The organism is Haloprofundus halophilus (genome assembly GCF_003439925.1).
Taxonomy (GTDB): Archaea; Halobacteriota; Halobacteria; order Halobacteriales; family Haloferacaceae; genus Haloprofundus; species Haloprofundus halophilus.
On record NZ_QQRR01000002.1, the window covers coordinates 753,247 to 778,717 of the forward strand.

Consider the following 25,471-nt stretch of genomic DNA (forward strand, 5'->3'; position numbering starts at 1 on the left):
ACCATGCCAGAATGTCACACTGACTGATTAAAAGCGTAGCGTCGATCGTTCCGTCGACGGCGTGAAATCGCCGTCACTCGGCCGCAATCGCCCGACTGCTGTGTTCCTCCACGAACCCGACTATCGCGTCCGTCCCCTGGAACCCCTCTGCGAGTCGGCCGACGAGTTCGCCGTCCTCGAACAGCAGGAGCGTCGGGACGCTCCGAACGTCGAATCGCTCGATGAGGTCGGGGTCGTCGCGGGGGTTCAGCATCGCCACGGTGACGTCGGTCGCGCGGGCGACGTTGCCGACGACGGGTTCGATGGACTGACAGAGCGTGCAGCCTTTCGTGTAGAGGTCGACGAGCACGAGGTCGTCCTCGGCGACGAGGTCGTCGAGTTCCTCGCCCGAGGAGAGCCGAATCGGTTTGCGTCGCTGTGCGTCGGCGTCGGCGGCGTCTGCGGTCACGGCTCACGGTACTCGCTCTGCGTTAAAAGTGGTTGCGCGGTTCGGCCGCCGGGTCGCACGGTTGCCGTGCGCTCACCCGAACAGCGACTTGTTTCGGGCGTCCTGAATCGCGTACGCCGCCCCCAGAATCGCCACGCCGAGGAACACTTCGGTGTACCCCGGCGGTGTCGGATTCGGCAGCAGCGACCACGCGAAGATGGCGAGGCTGAGGAGGACGAGGAGCCAGATACGCCACTTGCCGAGGAGTCGCCTTCCGAAGCCGGTGTCGTTCGACCGCTCTTCTTCCAGTCTCCCGGTACCTGAGTCGGCTCGAATGGCCTCCTCTCCGGTTTCGGCGTCCGTGCCGGTTTCGACGTCCGTATCGTTGCGAACAGACATCCGTTCTCACCACTTGACAGTACGGTGTCGACTCTCAAAGGGAGAAGGCAGGAATACAAAAGCCGTTGAAGTGGAGGCCGAAGCTACTCGACGTACTCGTACTTGCGCTCGTTCATCCGGCCCCACCCGGTGAAGACGAACTCGTCCACGGGCGCGGTGAACTCCTCGACTTCCGTCTCCTTCTGGTGGTTGTGGACGTCGTGGACCTGCTCGTACTCGCTGTAGCTGAGTTCGTAGCGGCGTTCGAGCTGCTCGTCGACGTTGAGCGCGTGAATCTCGTCGAGCCAGTTATCGCAGACCGTCTCGGCGTGTATCTCCGCCTGCGCGCCGGAGCCGTAGGAACCGACGAGCAGCCGTTCGCCCGAGAGCGACCGACCCGCCTCGGCGGCGTTCTTCAGCGCGCTGATGCGGGCGATGTGGACCGACCCGGTGTACCAGTTGCCGACCTGCTCGGAGATGGCGAGCGTCGGTTCGATGGCGCGAGCGTACCACTCGCTGTAGTTGTCGGTCTGCTTCAGCGCGTCCATGTAGTCGCGGATAGCCGCCTCGTACTCCTCCCAGGAGCCGAAGTCGGCCTCGCGGGGCTGGCGACCGATCTCGTCGGCCATCGCGGCCTCGACGTCGGTACCGCGGGTCATGTGCCGATACCCCAGCAGCGCCGCCTTCCGGACCATCCCGGGGAACGGCGTGTGGAAGGGGATGTACTCGAAGTCGTCGGGGTGGGTGTCGCCCGCGACGCTCTCGTAATCTTCGAGCGCCTCGCGCATGCGGGCGAGGTACACCTGCACCGAGCGCTTGCCGTCGACGCTCGGGAACTGCTGGTTCGGCTTGAGGAAGTCCGTCTCGTCGGCGGAGCCGTACCCCTGTTCGGTCGAGAGTTCGACGAGGTCGGGGTCCTCGGAGATGAGCATCGCCACCGCGCCGGCACCCTGCGTCGCCTCGCCGGGGTCGCCGCGCTCGTACAGCGCGGTGTCGGTGGCGATGACGAGCGCCGACCGACCGCGGTTGCGACCCGCCTGTATCCAGTTGTACGCGTCGTCTAAGCTCTGGGTTCCCGCGATGCAGGCGAACTTCCGCTCGCCTTTGTTCGCGTGGTGGAAGTCCTCGTCGTACAGCTGTTCGAGACAGCCGGCGATGTACGTCGAGACGGGCTTGGAGTTGTCGAAGGAGCTCTCGGTGGCCACGTCGATGCGGCCGATGTCGTCGGGCGTCAGGCCGCGGCGTTCCATCAGTCGCTTGGCCGCGTTCGCGCCCATCGTGACGATGTCCTCGTACACGTCGGGGAACGAGGAGGCTTCGAGACCGATTCCCTTCGTGTACTTCTCGGGGTCCTCCCCTTTCACCGGTGCGAACGTTCCGGGGAGGTCGAGGACGAGCTTTCCCGTCCAGATTTCGACGGCGTCGATACCGACTGCAGTCATGTGTGAGTGATAATGAACGTCGGTATATGGGCCTGTCGATGGGTGGTTCGTCAGGTGTCGAACTCAGAACGAGCCGACGGTGAACGTCATCGACTTCGCGGACCCGTCGGCGAAGTAGAGCGTGACGGTGAGTCGCTCGTTCTGCATGTCCACGGAGTCGCCGGAGTTCCCGGACCCGCTCTCGTAGAAACGGAGCAACGAGAACGTGATATCGCTACCCGACTCCGCAGTCGCTCGCCGAATCAGCGTCACTCGGTCTCCGAGAGTGTACCGACTGTTACCGCCGTCGCCCGCTTCGTAGTAGCCCGACTCGTCGGTTTCGAGGTGCATCTCGTGCTGTCCGGCGCCCTGTCCGCCGTTCCTCTCGCGCAGTTTACCCGCCGCGGCGGTGTCGACGGTTATCGCCTCGACGACCGCCGGCCCGGGACCGTCGTTCGAGACGCTGAATCGAACGGTGGACGACCCGCTGAACGGCTCCGCGTCGTCGTTGTAGCGCACGTCGCTCGCGGCCGTTCCGCCGTTCCCGCCGTCACCGTCGCCGCCGCTGGCGGTCCCCGATACCGTCAGGTCGAACGTCGCGCGCTCCGCCTCGGTGTCGGCGTCGCCGAACCCGACCTCGACTTCGACGCTCTCGCTCTGCGACGAGCCCTCCGGTGGCTCGTAGACGACGCGCACCTGCCCCTCGCCGTCGGTTTTCGTTCCTTCCGGGAACGTCACGCTACCGCCACCGTCGGTCACCTCGGCGGTCACGTCTTCGCCGATGACTGGGTTTCCGAACTCGTCGCGCACCTCCGCGACGAGCGTCCGAGTCGTTCCGGCTCGTACCGTCGAACCGTCGCCCTCCACGTCGGTGACGTACGCCGCCTCCGTCTCGCCGACGTTCGACCCCACGCCGACCTTCGCCATCCGGAGCGAGTACGTCTCGTCGGCTTCGAGTGTCATCGTCAGGATGCCGTCGTCGACGGCGACGTCCTCGACGTACCCGCCTTCGGTCTCCGATTCGAGCAGTTTGCGCCAGTCGTCCTCCGACAACTCCGTCGCCAGCGATATTCGAATCGGCTCCCCGTCGCTCGTCACCGTCGTCGTTCGCGTCGATGCGCTCACCGACCGCACGTCGAGCGGTTCTACTCCAGTTCGCTCTCTCGACAGCTCACCGCCGAGTGCGACGAGCGAGATGCGCCGTCCGTCGACGAGCGTCTGGTCGCTCTGCGGCAGCGCCGCGCCGTCGTCGAAGCGGTTGTAGACGACGGAGTTCTCGTACACCGTCGTCGGGGGGTTCTGGTACTGGGCGTAGTCGGGCGTGTACTCCAGCGACCGCGTCTCGAACGTCCGAACGTCGTCGCCCGTCCAGTAGTCGGCCGTCTCCGCGTCGACGGCTCTCGCGTTCTCGATGACGATGCCGTCGGCGACGCTCTCTGTCGTCGAGAGCCGTCCGCTCGCCGGCGGCGGGTTGACGAAGAGCACCCGGTTCGGATACTGCGCCCCGAGAGAGACCGAGATCGGGTGCGTCGTTCCGGTGCCCGCGCTCCGCAGAATCGCGTTTCTGGCGTCCAGCAGGTCCGATTGGACGCGCTGGTTGTGGTCGAACTCGACCCGCTCGTTGTCCGCCGGGACGACCTGGACCTGATACATCGACAGCGAGAGTATCAGCACACCGAACAGGAGGACGAAACCCACCTGGACGGTGACAGCACGTCGGTCGTCCCGAAAGTTCATGGACGGGACAAGTCGTCGGGGCAGTAAAAGTTACTGCTCCGGCGACTGTCCGGCCGTCGAACACGTCACTCGTCGTCTTCGACGACTTCGGGGTCGCTCATCGCGCTCTGGAGGCTGTCGAGACCGTTGACCCACTCGGAAACGAGACCGTACTCCAGTTCCTCGGCGACCGACATGTCCAGTTCCGACCCGTCGATGATGTGCGTGCCGGCCTGGACGAGATAGCCCAGCGCGGCGTCGAGGTCGTCCTCCGCCTCGGCGTCGGCGGCGGCGTAGACGTACTCCTCGACGGGCGCGTCGCCGACGGTGCCGCTGTTGACGTACTCCTCGGCGGCGTAGAAGACGCAGACGAGACTCGTCTGGACGCCGTCGATGAGCATCAGTTTCTCCTCGTCTTCGAGCGAGGGTTCCGAGAGGACGATGTCGCGAATCTTCGCGATCTCGTCGAGCGCTCGTCCCTCGTCGAGCGAGTCGTCCTCGTACGCGGAGACGATTTTGGCGACGGCGATGGCCGCGTCGTCCTGCAGGTTCAACAGCAGTCGGGCGGAGTCCTCGTTCTCGGGGTCCAGCTCCTCTTCTTCGACGCGGGTCAGCCAGTTTTGCCACCGTTCCTCCGTGTAGAACGTTTCCTCGGGGTCAACCATATCTCACCCGAACGCTGCAGTACTCAAATGCCTTTCTTCTCAGCGGACACAACGTGTGAACGCCTCACTCGGTGGCGACTCGGGGGCGAATTTCGCCGACCGAACGGCGTCTGACGCAGCGTCCTCGCCGAAGAAAGTCAAAATAAGTGACAGTTTTCGGTGCACAGAGGTCTCACCGCGGCTTCGGTCGCGCGTCCGTCACCCGTCGAGCGTCGCCTCCGTGTCGATACCGTAGACGCGCTTCGGCGTCTCGACGTGTGCGTTCCGCATCGCGTCCTCGTACCCCTCCTCCAGCAGCCAGCGGACGCGACGCGGCACCGTCTTCGGCCCCAGTACGGCGCCCGGTCGGTCCGGGTCGTCGACGAAGTCCGTCTCCATCAGGAACGGTTCGTTCGCTTCGACGGCGACGCGGAGTCGGTCCTTCTCGCTCATCACGCTCGGCGTCGGGCCGCGGAGTCTCCCGGCCGCGTAGTGTTTGACGACGTTCTCGGCCGGGAGGCCCCGCGCTTCGGCCCACTCCGCGATGTCGGTGAGGTCCTCGCTCGCTTCGGTGTGCAGTTGCACCGCGCAGTCGCGCTCCGCGCCGAGCGAGAGCGCGTGCTTCAGCACGTCGTTGGAGGCGTCCCAGACGTCGTCGGACACCTCGTAGTGGGGGCGGCCCGACTTCAACGCCAGCGCGCGTCCCTCGGCGACGAACTCGGCGGCGACGTCGAGCCCGGCGCACATCAGGTCGCGGGCGTCTTCGGGCGCGAAACCGCGCTCGTCGGTCAGACGGGTGACGAGGCCGGGGTGGACGCCGAGCACCGGCCACGCGCGCCCGTCGAGCACCTCGTTCGCCTCGGCGACTGCGCCGAGCGTCTCCTCGAAGACGGCGCGAAACTCCTCGCCCGTCTCGGCTTCGACGCCGAGATGCCACGACGGCTTGTTGACGACGAGCAGGTGCGTACCGCCGAGGCGCGCGAACTCCTCGACGGCCTCGACGCCCCGGCCGTGCCGCGGGTCGAGGTGGAGGTGGTTGTCCAACACCGGCGTGTCGAGTTCGTCCATGGGCGTCGTCGGAGCGAGAGAGAGAAAAATCTGGCCGAGTCGACCGGCGGATTCGCCTGTCGGTTCCGACGCTTCCGGCGGCGTTTACTCGCCTAAGGTGATGCTTTCGGTGGCCGAGTTCCGAAGCGCGTCCGAGCGTCCGTGCGCGCCCGGCGCGATAGCCAGCGTTCGAATCCCTCTGGCGTTGGCCATCTCCAAGACCGGTTTGAAATCCGTGTCGCGCGAGGCGATAGCCAGCGTCCCCGCGCTCTCCTCGACCGCGAACCGCGTCGCGTCGACGGCGAGCTTCACGTCCACGTCGCCGCTGGTGACGACCACCTCGAATCCGCGGGCTTCGGCGGCCTGAATCAGTCCCGGCGTCGCGTGCTCGTCGAGGTACAGACGAATCGTCACGAGTCGGCCCGCCTTCTCGGCGGCCTCCCGCACGTCGTCGAGGTCGACGTCGAACTCGTCGCGCAGAATGTTCGGCCCGTCGACGAACAGCGCGACGCCTCTGTCGCGCCCCGATTCGTCCGTGAGCCGTCCGAGCAACTCCATACTCCCGAACTTTGCCGGGAAACTATATGCGTGCTGATTCGGCCGGAGTGCGTGGTGATTCGGTCGAAGAGGTTAGTTCTAAGCTATGAGCTAAGAATGTTTTGCCATCCTTTTATAAGATATTACTAATAAAGTATGAAAATAATTATATACCGAGTGTGTGAAAGTCAGGCGCAGCCATGCCAAACGAAGACACACCGTCGTGGAAACGTCGTGGATTTCTGAAGACGACCGGTGCGCTCGGCCTCGTCGGCCTGAGCGGCGTCGGGGCGGCGACGCCGGGACGCAGCCCCGGTCCGAAGGAGGACGAGATTCTCGTCGGCGTCTCGAAGACCGCGGACAGTCCGAAGGCGGAAGTCGAGAAAGCCGTACCGGGCAACGCCCGCGTCGTCCACGAGAACAAGCAACTCGGCTACGTCGCCGTGAAGTTCCCGTCGGAGGCGTCCGAAACCGCCCGCGAGAACTTCGTCGAGGCGGTCACGAAGCGCGAGAAAGTCAAGTACGCCGAGAAGAACGAGACGCTCGAAGCACTGTACACGCCGTCGGACGAGCGCTACTCCGACCAGTACGCGCCCCAGCAGGTCAACGCCGACGTGGCGTGGGATACGACGCTCGGCAGTTCCGACGTCACCATCGCCGTCATCGACCAGGGCGTCATGTACGACCACCCGGACCTCGCCGACCAGTTCGGCTCGAGCGAGGGCTACGACTTCGTCGACGACGACTCCGACCCCTATCCGGACGACCTCGAAAACGAGTATCACGGCACGCACGTCGCCGGCATCGCGGCGGCGACGACGGACAACGGCGAGGGCATCTCCGGCATCAGCAACTCCACGCTGCTGTCGGGTCGCGCGCTCTCCGAGGAGGGCAGCGGTTCGACCGCCGACATCGCCGACGCCGTCCAGTGGGCCGCAGACCAGGGCGCGGACGTCATCAACCTCTCGCTCGGCGGCGGCGGCTACACGGACACGATGAAGAACGCCGTCTCGTACGCCTACGACGCCGGGTCGCTCGTCGTCGCGGCCGCGGGCAACGACTACGGGTCGTCGGTCTCGTACCCGGCGGCGTACAGCGAGTGTCTCGCCGTCTCCGCGCTCGACGAGAACGAGTCGCTGGCGAGTTACTCGAACGTCGGTCCCGAGATCGAACTCGCCGCGCCCGGTTCGAACGTCCTCTCGACGTGGACGACGAGCACCGAGTACGACAGCATCTCCGGCACGTCGATGGCGACGCCCGTCGTCTCCGGCGTCGCCGGGCTGACGCTCGCCGCCTACAGCCTCACGAACGAGGAACTCCGCACCCACCTCAAGAACACGGCCGTCGACGTCGGCCTCTCCAGCGACGAACAGGGCAGCGGCCGCGTCGACGCCGGCAACGCCGTCACGACCGAACCCGGCAGCGGCGGTGGCGGCGACGACGGCGGCGACGACGGCGGCGACGACGGTGGCGACGGCGGCGGCGACGACTCCACGTCGGCCTCGGTCGACGGCTCGCTCAGCGGCTACTGGGACTCGAAGTGCTGGAGCTACGGCTTCGAGTACGACGGTCCCTCGAAGGTCGTCGTCGAACTCTCCGGCCCGTCGGACGCCGACTTCGACCTCTACGTCGACGAGGGCTCCGGCTCCTGTCCGACGACCGGCGACTACGACTACCGCTCGTGGACGACCGACAGTCAAGAGACTATCACCATCGACGACCCCGACGACTCCGCGGACCTGACGGTGCTCGTCGACTCCTACAGCGGGAGCGGCGACTACACCCTCACCATCACCGAGTACCAGTAACTCGGTAGCGATAGAATCGTCAGCCATCGACTCCGGTCCCTGTTCTCGTCGCGCCGCATCCGTCGTCGACCCGCCGGTCCGGGCATCGCTACACGTCGCTCAGTCTCCAAAACTTGTACAATTTCTAAAATTTGTACAATTTGTACGCGCGCTAGTTCGCACCGCCTCGGTCCCGTACGCGTGTTGTTCGACTTCTGGATGTCGGCGGCGCGTCCTACCCCGACGGCTCGCCGGACGCCCCGCCGCTCCCGGTTTCGCCTCAGATCGGTTCGGTGTCCAACTCGAACGGCGGCGGTTGCGTGCCGTCCGTGTCGGTGAAGCCGTACTCGCGCGCGAGGTCGCCGGTGACGAGTACCTGCCCCGACTTCCCCATCATGTCGGGGTCGGCGGCGAGCGCGGTGACGGCGCGGCCGACGTACTCCGGAGAGTGCGTCTCTTCGGGCACTTCCTCGCCCGTCTCCTCGAACGCGCGGACGACGCGCTCGGTTCGGACGAACCCCGGATACAGCGAGACTGCCGCGACGCCGCGGTCGCGGAGTTCGTGGGCCATCGCCTTCGCCATCCGGTCGACGGCCGTCTTGGCGACGTCGTACATCACGCTGCCCCGATACTTGTCGCCGTCACCCGAGGAGACGTTGACGACGAGACCCTCTCCCCGGTCGACCATCCGTCGGGCGGCGAGTCGACTCGCGGCGTAGTGCGCGCGGACGCCGGCGTCGAACATCCCGGACCAGCGGTCCATCGACTGCGTCCAGAACGGGTCGTCGAACGTCTCGTCGAAGCCCTCGTAGCCGCCCCAGACGTTGTTGACGAGCAGGTCGACGCGGCCCTGTTCGTCGTCGACTCGCGCGAACAGCGCCTCCACGTCGGCGTCGACGGTGTGGTCGCACCGGACGGCGATACCCTCGCCGCCCCGGTCGGCGACGAGTTCGGCCGTCTCGGTGACCGTCCCCGGCAGATTCTCGGTCGTGTCGTCGGCGACACTCCGGCCGGTCACGTAGACGGTCGCACCCGCGTCACCGAGCGAGAGGGCGATACCGCGGCCGACGCCCCTGCTCGCACCGGTGACGACGGCGACGGTATCGGAGAGGTTCGGCATAAAAAGCGGACCGGGTTACCGCTCGTTGACCTTCAGCACCTTGCCCGCGGCGATGGTCTGACCCATGTCGCGGATGGCGAACGAGCCGAGTTCCGGAATCTCGCTCGACGGCTCGATGCTGAGCGGTTTCTGCGGGCGCAGGGTGACGATGGCGGCGTCGCCGGCTTTGATGAAGTCCGGGTTCTCCTCGGCGACCTCGCCCGAGGCGGGGTCGAGTTTCTGGTCGATGGACTCGATGGTGCAGGCGACCTGCGCCGTGTGGGCGTGGACGACCGGCGTGTAGCCCGCGGTGACGACCGAGGGGTGCTGCATCACGACGATCTGCGCCTGGAACGTCTCGGCGACTTTCGGCGGGTCGTCGGCGGGACCGCAGACGTCGCCGCGGCGGATGTCGTCCTTGCCGACGCCGCGCACGTTGAAGCCGACGTTGTCGCCGGGTTCGGCGCGGTCGACCTCCTCGTGGTGCATCTCGATGGTCTTCACTTCACCCGAGACGTCCGACGGCTGGAACGAGACCTGTGCGCCCGTCTCGAGGATACCGGTCTCGACGCGGCCGACCGGGACGGTCCCGATACCCGAAATCGTGTAGACGTCCTGGATGGGGAGGCGCAGCGGCGCGTCCGTCGGCGGCGACATCTCGGGGAGGTTGTTCAGCGCCTCCAGTACCGTGGGCCCGTCGAACCACGTCATGTTCTCGGAGTGCTCGGCGATGTTGTCGCCCTCGAACGCCGAGATGGGGATGAAGCGCGCGTCGTCGGTGTCGAAGCGGACCTGGGTGAGCAGCTGCTTCACGTCGTCGACGACCTCGCGGTAACGGTCCTCCTCGTAGTCGACGGTGTCCATCTTGTTCACCGCGACGATGAGCGTCTCGATACCGAGCGTCCGCGAGAGGAACACGTGTTCGCGCGTCTGCGGCGCGACGCCGTCGTCGGCGGCGACGACCAACACGGCGTGGTCGGCCTGCGACGCGCCCGTAATCATGTTCTTGACGAAGTCGCGGTGACCGGGCGTGTCGACGATGGTGAAGTAGTACTTGTCCGTGTCGAAGCGCTGGTGGGCGATGTCGATGGTGACGCCGCGCTCTCGCTCTTCGGCCAAGTTGTCCATCACGTAGGCGAACTCGAAGCCGCCTTTCCCTTTCTCGGCGGCCTCCTCTCGGTGCTGCTCGATGACGTGCTCCGGTACCGACCCCGTCTCGAACAGCAGACGCCCGACGAGCGTGCTCTTGCCGTGGTCGACGTGACCGATGATAGCTAAGTTCTGGTGTGGTTTGTCCTGTGACATGGTAACGCAGGCGCCGCGCGCCTGTCAGGTGGTTTATGTTGTACGAGAGCAAAACGGTTGCCTCCAGTACGTCGGTTGAACACACTTACCGTTGACACTATACGGAACGAACGATACTCGGCGTCGACAGAGTGTCGTCGAAATATAAGGAGTCCGTGAGCGCCGAGGGCGTCGGGAGGCGTGGTCTACGCCGAGTAGCCCGGCGACTGCGACTCGATGACGTCGGCGATGCTCGTCATCTCCTCGCCGACGGTGGCCACCACGTCGTCGAGCGTGACGATGCCGACGAGTTTGCCGTCGTCGTCGACGACGGGGAGTCGGCGTACCTTCGCCTCGCCGAGTTTCTTCGCCACGGCGAACCCTTCCTCGTTCTGGTTGATGGTCTCGGGGTTCTCCGCCATGACGTCTTCGGCGGTCATCTCCGAGATGTCGTCGTGTTCGCCGACAGCGAGCGCGATCTCCCTGTCGGTGACGATACCGCGCGGTTCGTCGTCTTCGACGACGACGACGGAACCGACGCCCTCCGACGAGAACTGCTGCGCGATCTCCTCGATTGTCGTGCTCGGGTCGACCGTGACGACGTCTTCGGTTGCGAGGTCACCAACTGGCATAGCATCTACTAGCCCCACACTGACCGTGGTAACCGTAGGGCCTGTATTTGCGCGGCGGGTCGGGGGCGGCCGAGACGGCCTGCAGGCGGGTCGCCGCGGACAAATTCCACAATTTTTGAGAGTTCCATAGTGTGTAGGGTGTTCAGACGACGTTCGCTTCGTACCGATTGGAAGGGGGCGACGGCCGACGACCGGACGACTCGTCTCAGTCGTCGGTCGCTAGCAGATACCGCTCCAGCAACCGCTCGTAGACGCGGGCGGTCGCGACCAGGTCGGAGACGGCGACGGACTCGTCGACGGTGTGGGCGTCGTCTTCGATGGTCCCCGGACCGAACAGCACGGCGGGGATGCCGCGGGGGATGAGATGGCGGGTGTCGCTGCCGGCGTTGAACCCGACGACGTCGCTCTCGACGCCGACTTCGCCGGCGGCGGCGACCGTTTGCCGAACCAGCGGGTGGTCGGCGTCGATACCCGCGGCGTCGACGGTGAGCGTCCGGCGGAGCTCGAACTCGACGGGCGGCGCGTCGACGAGACCCGACTCGACGGCCGCTCGCATCCGTTCGTCGTAGTTCTCGGGTTCCGGTCCCTCGGGGAGCGTCCGCCACGAGACGGTCGCTCGGGCCTCGCCGGGGACGACGTGCGGGGCGGACCCGCCTTCGATTTCCGTGACGGTGATGGTCGGGCCGGGTTCGAGAATCGGGTGGTCCTCGGCGGCGACTTCCTCGGCGAGGTCGGCGACGCCGTTCAGCGCGCAACGGAGGCCGTCGATGGCGTTGATGCCACGGTCCGGGCGGCCGGAGTGGCTCTCGCGGCCGTACACGACCAGTTCCCAATCGAGCGCGCCGTACTGCGCGATGGCGACATGGAGGTCCGTCGGTTCGCCGACGACCGCGGCGTCGACGTCGCCGACTGCCTCCGCGATTCGCTCGGTGCCCGGACCGCCGCGTTCCTCGTCGATGGCGAAGCCCAGGACGACCTCGCCGGGGTCGGCGGAGCTGTCGGAGTCGTCGTCGCCGGTCAGAAACGCCTCGGCAGCGACGACTTTGGCGGCGAGAGCACCCTTCATGTCCGCGACGCCGCGACCGACGAGACGGTCGCCATCGGGGCCGTCGCTCTCGCGCCGGAGTTCGTACGGGTCGCCCGTCCAGTCGTCGGCGTTGGCGGGAACGACGTCGGTGTGGCCGGTCAGGAGCAATCGGCCGTGTTCGGGGTTTCCTGCGCGTGCGACGAGATTCGGTCGCCCCGGTTCGAGTTCCTCGCGCTCGAGCGTCCATTCGACGGGACTGGCTTCGAGATACTCGACCAGCGCGTCGACGACGGGGCCCTCGCCGCCCGGCGGGTTCGGACTGGGGCGTTCGACGAGCGTCCAGGTCAACTCGACGACTGCCGACTCGGTGATCTTCACGGCTCCCGCTCTCGCGGAGCGCGTATAGCCCCGTCGACGCCGGAAAAACCCGCTGACAAGCTGTTCTCCGCGTCGATTTCCGACGACGACGGCGTTAAGCGACCCGACCGTCACGCTCCCGTATGACCGAAGAACTCGTGACGCGAGGCGACGTCGAAGCGGCCGCGGAACGCCTCGACGGCGTCGTCAAGCGCACGCCCGTCGATAGCTCCCGTACGTTCGCCGAGCGCTGCGGAGCCGACAGCGTCCACCTCAAACTCGAATCGCTCCAGCGAACGGGATCGTTCAAGATCCGCGGCGCGTCGAACCGCATCGCTCAGTTGAGCGAATCCGAACTCGACGGCGGCATCGTCGCGGCCAGCGGCGGCAACCACGCGCAGGGCGTCGCGTCGGCGGCGGCGGCCCACGGCGCGGACGCGACTATCGTGATGCCCGAGGTGACGCCGATGGCGAAGATCGAGGCGACGCGGGGCTACGGCGCGGAGGTCGTTGTCCACGGCGACGTGTACCAGGAGTCGTACGAGCGAGCGATGGCTATCGCCGAGGAGCGGGGCGCGACGTTCGTCCACCCGTTCGACGACCGCGCGGTCATCGCCGGGCAGGGAACCGTCGGGCTCGAAATCGTCGAGGACGTGCCCGACGTCGACACCGTCGTCGTCGCCATCGGTGGCGGGGGGCTCATCTCGGGCATCGCAACGGCGGTAAAAGCGCACACCGACGCGCGGGTCGTCGGTGTCCAGACCGAGGGCTGCGCGCACATGAGCGAGTCGCTCGAACGGGGCGAGGTGTACGAGCGCGACTCCATCGACACCATCACCGAGGGCATCGCGGCCAGCAAGACGGAAGCGTACACGTTCCGGCACGTCAGCGAACGCGTCGACGAAGTGGTGAACGTCACCGACGCCGACGTAACCGCGGCGATGGCGCTCCTCGCCGAGCGTTCGAAACTCGTCACCGAATCGGCCGGAGCCGTCGCCCTCGCGGCGCTGGTCGGCGACTACCTCGACGTGACCGGCGAGACGGTGGCGGTGCCGGTCTGCGGCGCGAACATCGACCTCACGCAGTTCGCCGACTACGCCAAAGCCGGCCTCGCCGAACTGGGGCGATACCGGACGCTTCGGCTGACCGTCGACGACTGGCCGGGGTCGCTGGGTGCCGTGGCCGAAGCCGTCGAAGGGGCGGGTGCGACCGTCGACGAGATATCGCGTCTGCCGCCGCGCTCGGGCGTCGACCCGGCGCAGACGGAACTCTCCGTGGCCGTCGAGGGCAGCGGTCCCGACCACCTCGACCGGGTCGTCGCCGCGCTGGACGAACGTCCGGAAGTCGGCACCGTCGACTGATTACGCACCCGGAAACTGCAGAAGGTTCGAGCCGGCGGTCCGCAACATCGCGACCACGCCGTTTTCGTATCTCCACATTTGGTTTACGTGGACTGTTACGACGGGGACTCCGAACGTCGTCGAGCGGCGCGAACAGCCTCGACGACCCGCCAGTGGGCGTGAAAGCGGAAGAGACGGAGAAACAATAGAGACGGAGAAACAGCAGGGATGGGGGAACTCAGAAGATTCTCATCGCGCGACTCATCTCGGCAAAAGTTGCAGTGCGGCGTTCGGTAGTAGTGGCGACCTCGGTCTGAGTCTGCTCAGAAATCTTTGCTACAATCATAGTAAATACCACCACGAGCAGGTATATAAACCTTCGTCCGACACGTCGGTTCGGAGCGCGTCCAACTCGCGTCGTTTCACACGTTCGTGCATAGAGAACCGGTGAATTCCGGGTTCGAGGCCGACGAACTCGTCTCTCTCGTACTCCCGATGCACAGACGCGCATATCGTCGGTAGTCACGCGGGAGGAGATACCAAAGCATTACTTACCCCGAACCAAGCCACTGATATGGCCCATCGGAAGCCGCCACTGCGGGAGGTCCACGCCGACCGCGGGGCGAAGTTCACCGGGTTCGGCGGGTGGGAGATGCCGGTGGAGTTCGACTCCATCCGCACCGAACACGCCGCGGTCCGCGATTCGGCGGGCATCTTCGACGTCTCGCACATGAGCGAGATCGAGGTGTCCGGGCCGGACGCGACCGAGTTGATGCAGCGACTCACGACCAACGACGTGACGGCGCTCGACCCGGGCGACTCGCAGTACTCCTGCATCACCGACGAGTCGGGCGTCATCCTCGACGACACCGTCGTCTACGCGCTGCCCGACGAGTTGGACAACTCCGACTCGGCGGACCCGACGTATCTGTTCATCCCGAACGCGGGCCACGACGAGCAGATGTACGAGCGGTGGACCAGCCACCGCGACGAGTGGGGTCTCGACGCCGCCGTCGACGACCAGACCGAGGAGTGGGCGATGTTCGCCGTCCAGGGGCCGGACGCGCCCGGCCTCGTCGCCGACGCGGCGGGCTCCGACGTTCTCGACTGCTCGCGGTTCGAGGCGACGTACGCCGAGATTGCGGGCGCGGACTGTCTCGTCGCACGCACGGGCTACACCGGCGAAGACGGTTTCGAGGTGCTCTGTCCGTGGGACGCCGCCGAGTCCGTCTGGAGCGAGTTCGACTGCCAGCCCTGCGGCCTCGGCGCGCGCGACACGCTCCGAATCGAGATGGGGTTCCTGCTGTCCGGAGAGGATTTCGACCCCGAGGAGGAGCCGCGGAACCCCTACGAGGCGGGCATCGCGTTCACCGTCGACCTCGACACCGAGTTCGTCGGGCGCGACGCGCTCGAACGGGCGAAAGAAGACGGCGTCGACGAGCGGTTCGTCGGCCTGAAACTCGCCGAACGCGGCATCGCCCGCCACGGCTACGAACTCCGCGACGAAAGCAGGGAGAAAATCGGTCACGTGACCAGCGGGACGATGAGTCCGACGCTCGGAGAAGCTATCGCGCTGGGCTACGTTCGAACCGACCACGCGGAACCGGACACGCGCGTCCGGGTCGTCGTTCGCGGCGACGAAAAGCGCGCACAGATCGTGAACACACCGTTTCTGGAGAACAAATAGATGTTCGAAGTACCTGACGACCTGCGGTACATGGAATCGCACGAGTGGACCAGCACCGACGACGTGGCGCGAATCGGTATCACCGACTTCGCCCAGGACGAACTCGGCGACGTGGTGTTCGTGGAACTGCCCGACGAGGGGAGCGAACTCACCAAGGGCGACGAGTTCGGCGTCGTCGAGAGCATCAAGGCGGTGTCGGACCTCTACGCGCCCATCTCGGGCACCGTCGTCGGCGTCAACGAGGCGCTGTTCGACCAGCCCGAACTCGTCAACGACGACCCGTACGCGGAGGGGTGGATGCTCGAAGTCGAACCGGCGGACGACGGAGAGTTCGACGAGCTACTGACGGCAGAGGAGTATCGCGAGCAGACCGAATGACGCGAGAACGAGGCAGTCCGTACGCACCGCACGCGGAGGGCGAGACCGCCGCGATGCTCGACGCCGTCGGCGTCGACGACGAGGAGGCGCTGTTCGACATCCCCGAGGGCGTTCGCTTCGACGGCGAGTTCGGCATCGAACCGCGAAGCGAGCAGGCGCTTCGGCGCGAACTGACGGCGCTGCTCGGGAGAAACGACGACCTCACGGAGTTCATGGGACGCGGGCACTACGACCACTACGTCCCCTCCATCGTCGACAACCTCTCGCAGCGCGCGGAGTTCCTGACGAGCTACACCCAGTACCAGCCCGAGATCACGCAGGGGTTCCTGCAGGCGCTGTTCGAGTACCAGTCGATGCTGGTCGAACTCACCGGGCTTCCGGTGGCGAACTGCTCGATGTACGACTCGGCGACGGCGCTCGCCGAGGCCGCTCGTCTCGCGGACCGAGTTCGACAGGCCAGCGGCACGCGGGTATTCGTCCCCGAGTTCCTGCGCTCGGGCAAGCGCGGCGTCCTCGACAACTACCTCGCCGGGACGGAGATGACCGTCGAGACGTACCCGATGGACGACGGCAACGTCGACGTCGAGGCGCTCGCCGAACTCGTCGACGACGAGACGGCGATGGTCTACGCGGAGAACCCGACGGTTCGCGGGAGTATCGAGGAGCGACTCGCCGAGATCGGCGAACTCGCCTCGGAGAACGACGCGCTGTTCTGTCTCGGCACGGACCTCGTCGCGCTCGCGCTCCTCGAAGAACCCGCGAGCGTCGGCGCTGACGTCGTCGTCGGCGAGGCCGGCGTGCTCGGCCTTCCGAACGCGTACGGCATGGGTCTCGGCCTGTTCGCCACGCGCGAGGAGTATCTCCGACAGGTTCCCGGCCGCCTCGTCGGCGTGAGCGAAGACGCTGCCGACAGGCGCGCGTACACGCTGACGCTGCAGACGCGCGAGCAGCACATCCGCCGCGAGCGTGCCACGAGTAACATCTGCACGAATCAGGCGTGGGTGGCGCTCCGCGCGGCCATCCACCTCGCGTGGCTCGGCCCCTCGGAACTCGTCGACCTCGCGGAGGACTGCGTCCGCGACGCGGCCGCCCTCGCAGAGCGCCTCGACGCGCTCGTGGGGCTCAAAGCGCCGGTGCACGACCGCCACCACTTCCGCGAGTTCGTCGTCCGCTGCGACCAGCCGGCGGCGGCCATCGCCGGGGACCTCGAAACCGAGGGATACGCGGTCCACGTCGTCGGCGAACACCTCCTACAGGTGTGTATCACCGACGCGAACGCGCACAAGGCGGACGAACTCGTCGCGGCCTTCGAGGGGGTGCTCTGATGATTCACGACCAGGCGAGATACGTCGAGAACGGTCAGTACGAACCGCTGCTGTCGGAGAAAGGGACGAGCGAGGTCGACGTCGGCGGCGACGACTCGCCGCTTCCCGACGACCTGACGCGCGACTCCGTCGAGCTCCCGGCGCTCTCGGAACCCGAGTTGGCCCGTCACTACACGCGGCTCTCGCAGATGAACTGGAGCATCGACAGCGGACCGTACCCGCTCGGCTCCTGTACGATGAAGTACAACCCCAAGTTCACCGAGGAGGTCGCCGCCGACCCCAAGGGCGCGGTGCATCCCGACCGCTCGGCGCGGAGCGTGCAGGGGAGCCTCGGACTGCTCCACGGCTTGCAGGAGTACCTCGCCAGAATCGGCGGCATGGACGCCGTCACGCTCCAACCGCCCGCCGGGGCCGCCGGCGAGTTCGCGGGCATCCTCGTCGCGAAGGCGTACCACGAGGCCAACGGCGAGGACAGAGACGAGGTTATCATCCCCGCCAGCGCCCACGGCACGAACTTCGCCAGCGCGGCGATGGCCGGCTACGACGTGGTCGAACTCCCCTCCGCCGAGGACGGCCGCGTCGACGTCGAGGCGCTCGAAGCCGCCGTCGGCGACGACACCGCGGCGCTGATGCTGACGAACCCGAACACCGTCGGACTGTTCGAGCGCGACATCGAGCGGATCGCGGAGACGGTCCACGACGCGGGCGGGTTGCTCTACTACGACGGTGCGAACCTCAACGCGTTGCTCGGCCGCGCTCGGCCGGGCGACATGGGGTTCGACATCATGCACTACAACGTCCACAAGACGTTCGCGACGCCGCACGGCGGCGGCGGTCCCGGCGCCGGTCCGGTCGGCGTCGTCGACGAACTCGCCGAGTTCCTCCCCGCGCCGCGGGTGCGCGAGCGGTCGTCCGGCTCCGGCTACGAGCTGTTCGACCCCGAGCGGTCGGTCGGGAAAGTCCACGGCTTCCAAGGTAACTGGCTCGTGCTCGTCAAGGCGTACGCCTACATCGCGCGTCTCGGCGATGAGGGACTGCTCGACGCGAGCGCCAAGGCCGTGCTGAACGCGAACTACCTCGGTTCGCAGGTGGAGTTCGACATCCCGTACGGCCCGTTCCACCACGAGTTCGCGGCCACCGCCGGCGAGAAGGACGCCGCCGACGTGGCGAAGCGGATGCTCGACTACGGCGTCCACCCGCCGACGACGAAGTGGCCCGAGATGGTGCCGGAGGCGATGCTGACGGAACCGACCGAGATAGAGACGAAGAAGTCGCTCGACGACCTCGCCGCGGCGTTCAACGCCGCCGCCGGCGACGACGAGGAGACGCTCGCCGACGCGCCGTCGCGGACGACCGCCCGACGCATCGACCAGGTGAGCGCCGCGCGCAATCCGCGACTGTCGTGGCAGGCGCTCGACGGCGACGAGTAACGCAGTTACTCCTCGTCGAGCACGACGCCGTCGTCTTTGACGTTCGGCGCGCCGACGACGAGCACCGTCCCGCTCTCGACGGCGGTCAACCGCCGCCTCGCCTGCGGTTCGACGACGACGTAGTCGTCGGGAACGAGTTCGAGCGTCTCGTCTTCGATTCGGAACTCGAATCGACCGTCGAGAACCGCGTACAGCTCCTCTTGTTCCTCCTGGTAGTGGTACGGCGTCGATTCGCCTCTCTCGAACGTCCAGACGTTCGGCCGCATCTGCGCGGGACGGAGGTGGTAGCCGACCGGTTTCACGCGTGCGTCGGCTACATCCGCCTCGTGGGCGTCGACGTCCGCGAGATTGATTCGTGAGTACACGGCGGGCAGTTCGTCACAGAGTATCAAAGGCATTTCTCGGTCGACGCGTGTCCGACGACGCGGGAAACTGTTCGGCGGACTTCACACTTCCCCGTAGACGATTTTTCGATATCGCAATAATTAGTGTATGCGTCGCCGGTCAGTCTCCGACGACGCCTCTAGAGCAGGCAGATAAATCGGCGAACTCCGGAAGTACAGTCCGAGCTGTCGGCGGTCAGACTGAGCGAGAGAACTACTCGGCGGTCGTTACTGCGTGCTGTCGATGCCGTCGATGAGGACGAATCCGTAGTTGCACTCGGTGCAGCGCCACTTCGTCTTCTCGCCGAGGTGGACGTTCGTACTGGCCGAGCGGTAGAACTCCTGGCTCCCGCCGCAACTCGGGCAGTCGTGTTCCATTTCGAGGCTCATGTCGGTATCTCGCGCGTGTGGTGTGTTGAAGATGTTGGTTCGGCGTCGGTCGCCATCGGCGGGGGCGCGGAGAGAACCCCGGATACTGTCGATTACGCGGCGGCGTCGAGCGGCGTGTACCGAGTCGCTGGACCACCCATACACTGTATACTACGATACCGAGTTTCGATCGACTGCCGTCCGCGACCCGGTTCGCCGCACCGATTTTCGACCGACTGTCCCCGCGGGCGAACCTCTTTGACGGGCGCGCACCTACGACCGGGCATGGTCACCGAACTCTACGCGCTGGACGGCTGTCCGTACTGCGAGAAGGTCCACGACGCGCTGCAGGAGAACGACGTCGATTACGAGACGCACTGGACGGAGGCGATGCACTCCGACCGGGACGAAGTCAAGCGCGTGAGCGGCCAGCGTGCCGTTCCATTTCTCGTCGACACCGACCGCGGAGTGACGATGGGCGAGAGCGAGAACATCCTCCGGTACATCGAGAAGACGCTGGCGCGATGAAGATCTACACCGGCCGCGGTGACGAGGGACTGACCGACCTCAAGGACATGTCGCGCGTCTCGAAGACGAGTCCGCGCATCGAGGCCTACGGCACCGTCGACGAGGCGAACGCGCTCGTCGGCACGCTTCGACCGACCGGCTACGAAGACATCGACGAGATACTCGAACGCGTCCAGAACCATCTGCACATCATCCAGGCGGACTTTGCGAACCCCGACCCCGACGAGGGCGACCCGCAGGTGCGCGAGAAACACGTCGAACGGCTAGAACAGTGGATCGACGAGATAGACGAGGAGCTCGAACCGCTGCAGTCGTTCATCCTGCCGGGCGGGAGCGAGTCGGGGGCGGCGCTGCACCACGCTCGGGCGGTGGTCCGCCGGGCCGAACGCCGCGCCGTCGCGCTCGCCAGCGACGAACCGGTGAACGACCACGCGGTGACGTATCTCAACCGGCTGTCGGACGCGCTGTTCGTCTTCGGACGGGCGGTCAACGCCCACGACGGCGAGAAGGAGGAGTCGCCGACGTACTGACCGCTCGTCGGAGCGAGACTGAGAGAACCCGGTGAGTCCGAGATGATGCCCACGGACGCCGGGGTCGGGACAGATGCGGTGTCTGACGAGACCGGACAGGCACGGTCACAACACCGTGTTTTAGGTTAGCCTAAGATTGGCAAAAAGCGTTACGATTTAGGTTTACCTAAAACGCCTCGGAACGCGCGAATATGCGGAGAATCGAGTCGGCGGCGGCGATGTCGGTCGGAAGACGCCGCGGTCGGACAAGAAAATCCTTAAGTCCTATCCGCGGGTACGACCGAGTGCCGGGTTGGTGATCTAGTCTGGTTATGATACCTCCTTCACACGGAGGAAGTCGGCAGTTCAAATCTGCCCCAACCCATCTTCTGATTCCTCGCGACGACGAGCGATAGCAACGGCGTAGCGCGGGCAGGACAAAGCGTTCGCGGAATCGAACGTGACGACGGCATTCGAACTCGGGAGTGAAGCGAACGGAGCGAGCGGAACGACCGAAGCTCGAACTGCTCCATTCCTTCGATGGAACGGGCGCGGACGCGCCTCTGAGTCCGATTTGCCGCCGCGCGCACGTCTCTCGACACCACACCAGCACTCCTGACCTGTTGCGAAACAGTTTAACTGACCGGTCGGTTAGTACGACCAAGACCTGACCGACCAGTCAGTCGGAAGTCGACCCGAGATGAGCGAGGACACTACGGACGAACTGATGCGCGCGACGTACCGCGCGCTCTGCGAGCGGGGGTACGCCGCGTTGACGATGCGCGACATCGCCGACGAGTGCTCGAAGAGCAAAGCGACTCTCCACTACCACTTCGACGGCAAACACGACCTCCTGGTCTCGTTTCTGGAGTTCCTCGACGAGCGGTTCGCCCGGAAAATCGCGGCCATCGACGCCGACGACCCGACGACGGAACTGTTCGCACTCCTCGACGTCGCCTGTCCGTCCGCCGAAAGCGACGACGCCGGCGAGTTTCAGACGGCGATGCTCGAACTGACCGCACAGGCCCCGTACGAAGAGGAGTACCGAGAGCGACTGCTCGCCTTCGAGAGCCGCCTTCGCGCGGAGTTCGAGGGAGTCATCGACTCCGGCGTCGAGTCGGGCGCGTTCGACGGCGACGTCGACCCCGAACGGACCGCCGAGTTCCTCCTCACCGCCATCGACGGCGCGCAGACCAGGCGGGTCGCGGTCGGTCACGACGCAGACAAGATGAGACAGATGATATACGACTACGTACAGACGACCGTGTTAGCGGACGAATCGCCGAGACGAACCGAGGTGCGCGCCGAGTGAGCTTGCTCGACCGCATCGACAGCGTGTTCAAAGGCCCCGAGGACGTCGACCTCACCTCCGGCGGCATCGTGAAACCGCTGTTCTACCTCTCTTTGCCCATCGTCCTCACGAACCTGATGCAGACGGCGTACAACCTCGCGGACACGTTCTGGCTCGGCCAGTACGACACCGCCGCGCTCGCGGCCATCAGTTTCGCGTTCCCGATGGTGTTTCTGCTCATCTCCATCGGGACGGGCTTCTCCGTCGCCGGGAGCGTCCTCGTCGCCCAGCACACCGGCGCGAACGACGAGGAGAAAGCGGAGTACGCGGCGTCGCAGACGGTGACGTTCTCGCTTCTCGCCGCGCTCGTCCTCGGACTGGTCGGCTTCGTCTTCGTCGAGCAACTGCTGAGCGTCTTCGGGGCCTCCCCCGAGGTGCTCCCGATGGCGACGAGCTACATGCAGGTCATCTCGCTCGGCCTCATGTTCATGTTCGGCTTCTTCGTCTTCGTCGCGCTGATGCGCGGCTACGGCGACACCGTCACGCCGATGCTCGTCATGTTCGGCTCCGTCGTCCTCAACATCTTCCTCGACCCGTTTCTCATCTTCGGGTTCGACGACAACCCGCTGTTCGCGATGCTCGGCGCGGAGAGCCTCCAGACGACGCTGTTCGCCGCGACGGGGTACACCGGGTCGGGCATCACCGGCGCCGCCGTCGCCACCATCTTCTCGCGGGCGCTCGCGCTGGCCGTCGGGTTGGCTATCATGTTCAACGGCACCCGCGGCGTGGAGATCCACCTCCGCGACATGGCTCCGAACTTCGGCTACGCGCGGAAGCTGCTCGCCATCGGCCTCCCAGCGTCCGTCGAGGGTTCCGGCCGAGCCATCTCCATCAACCTGCTGCTCATCGTCGTCGGGCTGTTCTCGACGAACGTCGTCGCCGCCTACGGCGTCGGGACGCGGGTGCTGTCGGTCATCTTCCTGCCGGCGCTCGCCGTCGCCCGCGGCGTCGAGACGATGACCGGTCAGAACATCGGGGCGAACAAGCCCGACCGCGCCGAGAAGGCCGCCAACAGCGCCGCGCTGACGATGTTCGTCGTCCTCTCGGCGTTGGGCGTGCTCACCTGGTTCGGTGCCCGACCCATCGTCGGCGTGTTCACCGACAACCAGGAGGTCATCAGCATCGGCGCGGAGTTCCTCCGCTACGTCGCGCCGACGTTCGGATTCATCGGCATCGTCCAGTCGTTCGTCGGTAGCTTCCGCGGCGCGGGCAAGACCGTCGTCGCCGCCGTCATCTCGGTGTCGATGCTCGGCCTCGTCCGCCTCCCGGTGGCCTTCTTCGGAGCGGCCGACTTCGGACTCGGCCTCGGGTCGTCGGGTATCTGGCTCGGATTCGCCGTCTCGAACGTCGTCGGGGGCGTCATCGCCATCCTCTGGTACCGCCGGGGGACGTGGCGCGATGTCGACATCTCGTCGGACCGGAGCGTGCCGAGCGTCGAAGCCGAACCGACAGACGACTGACCCTCGGCCGACAGACGACCAACTGTCGTCACCGACGCGTCCGCGTCTCGCGTTCTCCGTCGTCGAACCGTCGTACTGCCGAGACGGTCGTCTCAGCCTGCGAAACCATCAATATCCGGCGTTCACTATCCTCGGGGCGGATGGAACTGCTGTTTCGGGTACTGGTCGCCGGGTTCGTCATCGTCGCGCCGTCGGCGCTGTTTCTCGGTCTCTGGCACGGCCTCCACACGCTCCGAGACGACCGCCTCGTCGAGCGACTGCTCGACGAGACCGACGAGGAGTTCGGGCGCAGCGGCCTGTTCGCTCTGACGCCGACGGCGCGCCGCAGTCGACGCTCCGGCGCGGTCGCCTGCAGAGCGTGCGGGACACCGAATCCGCGCGGCGTTCGCTTCTGTCACGGCTGTCTGTCGAAACTCGACACCGCGTAGAACGGAAGAGAGATAGGTGGTCGCCGTTCGAGTCGTCTTTAGACGCGACGGAGTGCGACCGCAACCGCACCCAGGAGACCGACGAGCGCCACGACGACGCCGAAGCCGGGTCCATCGGTGCTGGTTTCGCCGTCTTCGGTCGCCTCGTCGGCACCGTCGTCTTCGGCGGTTTCGGAGGATTCGGTCGTCGTCTCCTCGGAGCTCTCACCGTCTTCGGTAGTCGTCTCGTCGCCCGCCGACGTGGTGGTTTCACCGCTCGTACCGTCGCTGGTCACGTACGCCGTGCTGCTGATGGGCGCGCCGTTCTCTCGGTACGGGGCGTCTGCGGACTCGTTGAACGCCTCGTCACCGTCGTCGGTGTACGCGGTCGCGATGGTCACCTGGTCGCCGGTGAACGAGTCGTTGAGCGACACCGTGACGTTCGTCTGCTCGCCCGATTCGAGGTAGTCGGAGTGGCCGACGAGGTTGCCGCCCTCGTCGAAGATGGCGACGTAACCGCCGTTCGAGAGGTTCGCCTCCTCGACGACGACGCTCTGGTTCTCGACGGTCTGGTCGTTGTATTCGAGCGTCGCGGTTCCGTTCGCGGAGTCGTTCGCGGTTCCGTCAGACTGTGCAGCGACCGTCCCCGTCGTCGCGGGTGCGAGGAGGGCCATCGTCGCGGCGAGCACGGTGAACGCCACGACGGCGGTCAACGCGGTGCGTCGGATTGTAGATTGCTTCATCGTTGTCTCTGGTTCCGGTGCCGTCCGGTCGTCACGGTCGGTGTCCGGCACGCACCTGGAACTCGGCCTACACGTTCTCAACCAGTGGTAAATTGTTTTGGAAACCGAACGCCCCGGACTGTCACGACCCACGGTACTGCGTTCCACGGCGTGGTAAACCACCCCGTCCATCTGTCGTGGTCGTTGGTGACGAACGTATCAGATTCTCGAAAAACTCATAAGTGAGTAAATCCTCGTATCGAATATGCACTGGAAACACCGACGCGACGCACCGACCGCAGAGCGAAAGAAGAAAGAGACGGACGCCGGCACCCGCTGGTCGTTCATCGCGGCGGCGACGATTGCCGCGTAACGACGCCATCCAACGATACCACACCGCCGACGGCCGGCGGACGCCTCTCCTCCACCTCGACGGTGCACTCCCCGGCATCGTCGACGACGTCTCGGACGACCACGTCTGACCGACCCGATTCTTCGGCGGTTGACATTTATCCGATACTCGCGTAGACGACGTATGAGTCACATCGCCGAATTCGAGCTATCGAGTCCGGACCTCGCGTTACTGTCGACGCTGGACGCGGCGCCGTCGATGCGCATCCGCGTCGAGGAGGTACTCTCGGCGGACGACTCGGCGCCGTTGTACCTTCTGTTCTGGGCGACCGGCGGCGACTTCGAGGCGTTCGAGGCTGCGCTCGAAGACGACGAGACCGTGCTCTCGGTCGACGTACTCGACACGTTCGAGACCCAGAAACTGTACCGAGTACGCATCGACCCGGACGTGGTGCTCTACCCTATGGCGGCGGCCGTCGGCGCCTCCCGGTTGGAGATAACCGCCACGCACGACAGCTTCGACATGCGGATGCGTTTTCCCGACCGGGAGGCGCTCGCCGAGTTCCGCCGCCGCGTCCGCGAACGCGGGGTGTCGTTCACGCTCAAACGGCTGTACACGCCCGAGAGCCCGGAGACGACCGAACGGTACGGGCTCTCCGAGAAGCAGCGAACGGCGCTCCGGTCGGCGGTGCGGATCGGCTACTTCGACGTCCCCCGGCGCGCGAGTCTCGACGAACTCGCCGACGAGCTCGGTATCTCGGGACAAGCGGCGTCCGAGCGGCTCCGCCGCGGGACGGTCAGGCTCGTCCGCAACACTATCGAGGCGGAGTCGTAGCGAGAAAAGAGAGTGCGAACGGTCGCCGGCGGGTCCAACC

Annotated in this window: 26 protein-coding genes and 1 tRNA gene; 13 read left to right on the plus strand and 14 right to left on the minus strand. The window is 66.0% G+C overall.

Annotation, left to right across the window (positions count from 1 at the left end; all coding sequences use genetic code 11):
• Positions 1-73: 73 nt before the first annotated feature.
• The 7 genes from DV709_RS13500 to DV709_RS13530 all read right to left on the minus strand — a co-directional run bounded on the left by DV709_RS13500 (position 74) and on the right by DV709_RS13530 (position 6,191).
• On the minus strand, positions 74-448 hold the full coding sequence (locus tag DV709_RS13500; protein ID WP_117594938.1) for a thioredoxin family protein: 375 nt from the start codon (positions 446-448) through the stop codon (positions 74-76).
• A gap of 72 nt (positions 449-520) precedes the next feature.
• Positions 521-826, minus strand: a complete 306-nt coding sequence (locus tag DV709_RS13505; protein WP_117594939.1) for a hypothetical protein — start codon at positions 824-826, stop codon at positions 521-523.
• 83 nt (positions 827-909) lie between these two features.
• Positions 910-2,247 carry a hydroxymethylglutaryl-CoA synthase gene (gene hmgB, locus DV709_RS13510; RefSeq protein WP_117594940.1) on the minus strand — a complete coding sequence of 446 codons (1,338 nt, stop codon included), beginning with the start codon at positions 2,245-2,247 and terminating at the stop codon, positions 910-912.
• Positions 2,248-2,310: 63 nt separating this feature from the next.
• Positions 2,311-3,963 carry a hypothetical protein gene (locus DV709_RS13515; RefSeq protein WP_117594941.1) on the minus strand — a complete coding sequence of 551 codons (1,653 nt, stop codon included), beginning with the start codon at positions 3,961-3,963 and terminating at the stop codon, positions 2,311-2,313.
• 65 nt (positions 3,964-4,028) lie between these two features.
• Positions 4,029-4,607 carry a DUF2150 family protein gene (locus DV709_RS13520; RefSeq protein WP_117594942.1) on the minus strand — a complete coding sequence of 193 codons (579 nt, stop codon included), beginning with the start codon at positions 4,605-4,607 and terminating at the stop codon, positions 4,029-4,031.
• Between the two features lie 198 nt (positions 4,608-4,805).
• Positions 4,806-5,654 carry a TatD family hydrolase gene (locus DV709_RS13525; RefSeq protein ID WP_117594943.1) on the minus strand — a complete coding sequence of 283 codons (849 nt, stop codon included), beginning with the start codon at positions 5,652-5,654 and terminating at the stop codon, positions 4,806-4,808.
• A gap of 84 nt (positions 5,655-5,738) precedes the next feature.
• Positions 5,739-6,191: an NYN domain-containing protein gene (locus DV709_RS13530; protein WP_117594944.1), complete on the minus strand. Its 453-nt coding sequence runs from the start codon at positions 6,189-6,191 to the stop codon at positions 5,739-5,741.
• A 179-nt stretch (positions 6,192-6,370) separates the two neighbouring features.
• On the opposite strand from DV709_RS13530, the gene DV709_RS13535 reads away from it, so the two are divergent.
• Positions 6,371-7,978, plus strand: a complete 1,608-nt coding sequence (locus DV709_RS13535; protein WP_117594945.1) for a S8 family serine peptidase — start codon at positions 6,371-6,373, stop codon at positions 7,976-7,978.
• A 259-nt stretch (positions 7,979-8,237) separates the two neighbouring features.
• Here the strand turns inward: DV709_RS13535 and DV709_RS13540 are convergent, their stop codons facing one another.
• The 4 genes from DV709_RS13540 to DV709_RS13555 all read right to left on the minus strand — a co-directional run bounded on the left by DV709_RS13540 (position 8,238) and on the right by DV709_RS13555 (position 12,377).
• Complete coding sequence (locus DV709_RS13540) at positions 8,238-9,077, minus strand: SDR family NAD(P)-dependent oxidoreductase (RefSeq protein WP_117594946.1); 840 nt, start codon at positions 9,075-9,077, stop codon at positions 8,238-8,240.
• 15 nt (positions 9,078-9,092) lie between these two features.
• Positions 9,093-10,361: a translation elongation factor EF-1 subunit alpha gene (gene tuf, locus DV709_RS13545; RefSeq protein WP_117594947.1), complete on the minus strand. Its 1,269-nt coding sequence runs from the start codon at positions 10,359-10,361 to the stop codon at positions 9,093-9,095.
• Between the two features lie 185 nt (positions 10,362-10,546).
• Positions 10,547-10,972 carry a CBS domain-containing protein gene (locus DV709_RS13550; protein WP_117594948.1) on the minus strand — a complete coding sequence of 142 codons (426 nt, stop codon included), beginning with the start codon at positions 10,970-10,972 and terminating at the stop codon, positions 10,547-10,549.
• A gap of 205 nt (positions 10,973-11,177) precedes the next feature.
• On the minus strand, positions 11,178-12,377 hold the full coding sequence (locus tag DV709_RS13555) for a M20 family metallopeptidase (protein ID WP_157972740.1): 1,200 nt from the start codon (positions 12,375-12,377) through the stop codon (positions 11,178-11,180).
• A gap of 122 nt (positions 12,378-12,499) precedes the next feature.
• Between DV709_RS13555 and ilvA the strand changes: the two genes are divergently transcribed.
• The 5 genes from ilvA (at position 12,500) to gcvPB (ending at position 18,516) form a co-directional block, all read left to right on the plus strand.
• Positions 12,500-13,717 (plus strand): threonine ammonia-lyase, encoded by a 1,218-nt coding sequence (gene ilvA, locus DV709_RS13560; protein ID WP_117594950.1) that lies wholly within the window; start codon positions 12,500-12,502, stop codon positions 13,715-13,717.
• 553 nt (positions 13,718-14,270) lie between these two features.
• The gene (gene gcvT, locus DV709_RS13565) at positions 14,271-15,383 is read left to right on the plus strand and encodes a glycine cleavage system aminomethyltransferase GcvT (protein ID WP_117594951.1); all 1,113 of its coding nucleotides are present in this window, start codon (positions 14,271-14,273) and stop codon (positions 15,381-15,383) included.
• Entirely contained in the window at positions 15,384-15,761 is a 378-nt protein-coding gene (gene gcvH, locus DV709_RS13570) for a glycine cleavage system protein GcvH (RefSeq protein ID WP_117594952.1), read from the plus strand.
• On the plus strand, positions 15,758-17,086 hold the full coding sequence (gcvPA, locus tag DV709_RS13575; protein WP_117594953.1) for an aminomethyl-transferring glycine dehydrogenase subunit GcvPA: 1,329 nt from the start codon (positions 15,758-15,760) through the stop codon (positions 17,084-17,086). Before gcvH ends, gcvPA begins: the two co-directional genes overlap by 4 nt.
• Positions 17,086-18,516 (plus strand): aminomethyl-transferring glycine dehydrogenase subunit GcvPB, encoded by a 1,431-nt coding sequence (gene gcvPB / locus DV709_RS13580; RefSeq protein WP_117594954.1) that lies wholly within the window; start codon positions 17,086-17,088, stop codon positions 18,514-18,516. The genes gcvPA and gcvPB overlap by 1 nt, the downstream gene beginning before the upstream one ends.
• 5 nt (positions 18,517-18,521) lie before the next feature.
• Here gcvPB and DV709_RS13585 read toward each other — a convergent pair whose 3' ends face one another.
• Together DV709_RS13585 and DV709_RS18075 are read right to left on the minus strand one after the other, a co-directional pair.
• Positions 18,522-18,881: a cupin domain-containing protein gene (locus DV709_RS13585; RefSeq protein WP_117594955.1), complete on the minus strand. Its 360-nt coding sequence runs from the start codon at positions 18,879-18,881 to the stop codon at positions 18,522-18,524.
• A gap of 246 nt (positions 18,882-19,127) precedes the next feature.
• Positions 19,128-19,289, minus strand: coding sequence for a DUF7838 family putative zinc beta-ribbon protein (locus DV709_RS18075; RefSeq protein WP_168191204.1), 162 nt, complete (start codon positions 19,287-19,289; stop codon positions 19,128-19,130).
• Between the two features lie 264 nt (positions 19,290-19,553).
• On the opposite strand from DV709_RS18075, the gene DV709_RS13590 reads away from it, so the two are divergent.
• The 6 genes from DV709_RS13590 (at position 19,554) to DV709_RS13615 (ending at position 23,544) form a co-directional block, all read left to right on the plus strand.
• Entirely contained in the window at positions 19,554-19,796 is a 243-nt protein-coding gene (locus tag DV709_RS13590) for a glutathione S-transferase N-terminal domain-containing protein (RefSeq protein WP_117594956.1), read from the plus strand.
• Complete coding sequence (locus DV709_RS13595) at positions 19,793-20,326, plus strand: cob(I)yrinic acid a,c-diamide adenosyltransferase (protein WP_117594957.1); 534 nt, start codon at positions 19,793-19,795, stop codon at positions 20,324-20,326. Before DV709_RS13590 ends, DV709_RS13595 begins: the two co-directional genes overlap by 4 nt.
• A 289-nt stretch (positions 20,327-20,615) precedes the next feature.
• A tRNA-Val gene (locus DV709_RS13600) sits at positions 20,616-20,690 on the plus strand.
• Between the two features lie 315 nt (positions 20,691-21,005).
• On the plus strand, positions 21,006-21,617 hold the full coding sequence (locus tag DV709_RS13605) for a TetR/AcrR family transcriptional regulator (RefSeq protein ID WP_117594958.1): 612 nt from the start codon (positions 21,006-21,008) through the stop codon (positions 21,615-21,617).
• A complete protein-coding gene (locus DV709_RS13610) occupies positions 21,614-23,116 on the plus strand; it encodes an MATE family efflux transporter (RefSeq protein ID WP_117594959.1) in 1,503 nt (500 codons plus the stop codon). The genes DV709_RS13605 and DV709_RS13610 overlap by 4 nt, the downstream gene beginning before the upstream one ends.
• 140 nt (positions 23,117-23,256) lie before the next feature.
• The gene (locus DV709_RS13615) at positions 23,257-23,544 is read left to right on the plus strand and encodes a DUF7577 domain-containing protein (protein ID WP_117594960.1); all 288 of its coding nucleotides are present in this window, start codon (positions 23,257-23,259) and stop codon (positions 23,542-23,544) included.
• 38 nt (positions 23,545-23,582) lie between these two features.
• Here DV709_RS13615 and DV709_RS13620 read toward each other — a convergent pair whose 3' ends face one another.
• Positions 23,583-24,266 (minus strand): DUF7282 domain-containing protein, encoded by a 684-nt coding sequence (locus DV709_RS13620; RefSeq protein ID WP_157972741.1) that lies wholly within the window; start codon positions 24,264-24,266, stop codon positions 23,583-23,585.
• A gap of 514 nt (positions 24,267-24,780) precedes the next feature.
• Here DV709_RS13620 and DV709_RS13625 point away from each other — a divergent pair.
• Positions 24,781-25,431 (plus strand): helix-turn-helix domain-containing protein, encoded by a 651-nt coding sequence (locus DV709_RS13625; protein ID WP_117594962.1) that lies wholly within the window; start codon positions 24,781-24,783, stop codon positions 25,429-25,431.
• The last annotated feature ends 40 nt before the right edge of the window (positions 25,432-25,471 follow it).

Bases quoted from the DNA above. Each gene is read 5' to 3' on its own strand.
- DV709_RS18075 (WP_168191204.1), bottom strand. From the start codon at position 19,289: ATGAGCCTCGAAATGGAACACGACTGCCCGAGTTGCGGCGGGAGCCAG.
- DV709_RS13520 (WP_117594942.1), bottom strand. From the start codon at position 4,607: ATGGTTGACCCCGAGGAAACGTTCTACACGGAGGAACGGTGGCAAAAC.
- DV709_RS13615 (WP_117594960.1), top strand. From the start codon at position 23,257: ATGGAACTGCTGTTTCGGGTACTGGTCGCCGGGTTCGTCATCGTCGCG.
- DV709_RS13535 (WP_117594945.1), top strand. From the start codon at position 6,371: ATGCCAAACGAAGACACACCGTCGTGGAAACGTCGTGGATTTCTGAAG.
- DV709_RS13550 (WP_117594948.1), bottom strand. From the start codon at position 10,972: ATGCCAGTTGGTGACCTCGCAACCGAAGACGTCGTCACGGTCGACCCG.
- gcvPB (WP_117594954.1), top strand. From the start codon at position 17,086: ATGATTCACGACCAGGCGAGATACGTCGAGAACGGTCAGTACGAACCG.
- DV709_RS13625 (WP_117594962.1), top strand. From the start codon at position 24,781: ATGAGTCACATCGCCGAATTCGAGCTATCGAGTCCGGACCTCGCGTTA.
- gcvT (WP_117594951.1), top strand. From the start codon at position 14,271: ATGGCCCATCGGAAGCCGCCACTGCGGGAGGTCCACGCCGACCGCGGG.
- gcvPA (WP_117594953.1), top strand. From the start codon at position 15,758: ATGACGCGAGAACGAGGCAGTCCGTACGCACCGCACGCGGAGGGCGAG.
- DV709_RS13515 (WP_117594941.1), bottom strand. From the start codon at position 3,963: ATGAACTTTCGGGACGACCGACGTGCTGTCACCGTCCAGGTGGGTTTC.
- DV709_RS13605 (WP_117594958.1), top strand. From the start codon at position 21,006: ATGAGCGAGGACACTACGGACGAACTGATGCGCGCGACGTACCGCGCG.
- DV709_RS13620 (WP_157972741.1), bottom strand. From the start codon at position 24,266: ATGAAGCAATCTACAATCCGACGCACCGCGTTGACCGCCGTCGTGGCG.
- DV709_RS13540 (WP_117594946.1), bottom strand. From the start codon at position 9,077: ATGCCGAACCTCTCCGATACCGTCGCCGTCGTCACCGGTGCGAGCAGG.
- hmgB (WP_117594940.1), bottom strand. From the start codon at position 2,247: ATGACTGCAGTCGGTATCGACGCCGTCGAAATCTGGACGGGAAAGCTC.
- DV709_RS13595 (WP_117594957.1), top strand. From the start codon at position 19,793: ATGAAGATCTACACCGGCCGCGGTGACGAGGGACTGACCGACCTCAAG.
- DV709_RS13590 (WP_117594956.1), top strand. From the start codon at position 19,554: ATGGTCACCGAACTCTACGCGCTGGACGGCTGTCCGTACTGCGAGAAG.
- ilvA (WP_117594950.1), top strand. From the start codon at position 12,500: ATGACCGAAGAACTCGTGACGCGAGGCGACGTCGAAGCGGCCGCGGAA.
- DV709_RS13505 (WP_117594939.1), bottom strand. From the start codon at position 826: ATGTCTGTTCGCAACGATACGGACGTCGAAACCGGCACGGACGCCGAA.
- DV709_RS13525 (WP_117594943.1), bottom strand. From the start codon at position 5,654: ATGGACGAACTCGACACGCCGGTGTTGGACAACCACCTCCACCTCGAC.
- tuf (WP_117594947.1), bottom strand. From the start codon at position 10,361: ATGTCACAGGACAAACCACACCAGAACTTAGCTATCATCGGTCACGTC.
- DV709_RS13530 (WP_117594944.1), bottom strand. From the start codon at position 6,191: ATGGAGTTGCTCGGACGGCTCACGGACGAATCGGGGCGCGACAGAGGC.
- gcvH (WP_117594952.1), top strand. From the start codon at position 15,384: ATGTTCGAAGTACCTGACGACCTGCGGTACATGGAATCGCACGAGTGG.